This window comes from Brevibacillus sp. FW306-2-1A-C05A, assembly GCF_058781555.1.
Genome location: NZ_JBYSWV010000117.1, coordinates 1 through 709 on the forward strand (window position 1 = coordinate 1; position 709 = coordinate 709).

Below are 709 nucleotides of genomic sequence, written 5' to 3' on the forward strand. Positions count from 1 at the left end.
TCCGAGGCTAGCCCTAAAGCTATTTCGGGGAGAACCAGCTATCTCCGAGTTCGATTGGAATTTCACCGCTAGCCACACCTCATCCCCGCACTTTTCAACGTGCGTGGGTTCGGGCCTCCAGTAGGTGTTACCCTACCTTCACCCTGGACATGGCTAGATCACACGGTTTCGGGTCTACGGCAACGTACTTGCGCCCTATTCAGACTCGCTTTCGCTGCGGCTCCGTCTCTTCGACTTAACCTCGCACGCTACCGTAACTCGCCGGTTCATTCTACAAAAGGCACGCCGTCACTCTTTTAACGAGCTCCGACTATTTGTAAGCACACGGTTTCAGGTACTGTTTCACTCCCCTCCCGGGGTGCTTTTCACCTTTCCCTCACGGTACTGGTTCACTATCGGTCGCTAGGTAGTATTTAGCCTTAGCAGATGGTCCTGCCAGATTCACACGGGATTTCACGTGTCCCGCGCTACTCGGGGTTGGTCTCGGAGGGATGGATGTTTGGATTACGCGACTGTCACGCTCTTTGGTCAGCCTTCCCAGACTGTTCATCTACATCCATCCTTTGTAACTCCATGTGAGACGCCCCACAACCCCGCCGGGTAAACCCGACGGTTTAGGCTCTTCCGCGTTCGCTCGCCACTACTGACGGAATCACTATTGTTTTCTCTTCCTCCGGCTACTTAGATGTTTCAGTTCACCGGGTCTGCC

The 709-nt window shown here is 54.2% G+C and carries 1 rRNA gene; it reads right to left on the reverse strand.

What is annotated here, in order from left to right:
- Positions 1-709: ribosomal RNA gene (locus AC3WJN_RS25580) — 23S ribosomal RNA — on the reverse strand; the annotation flags it as partial.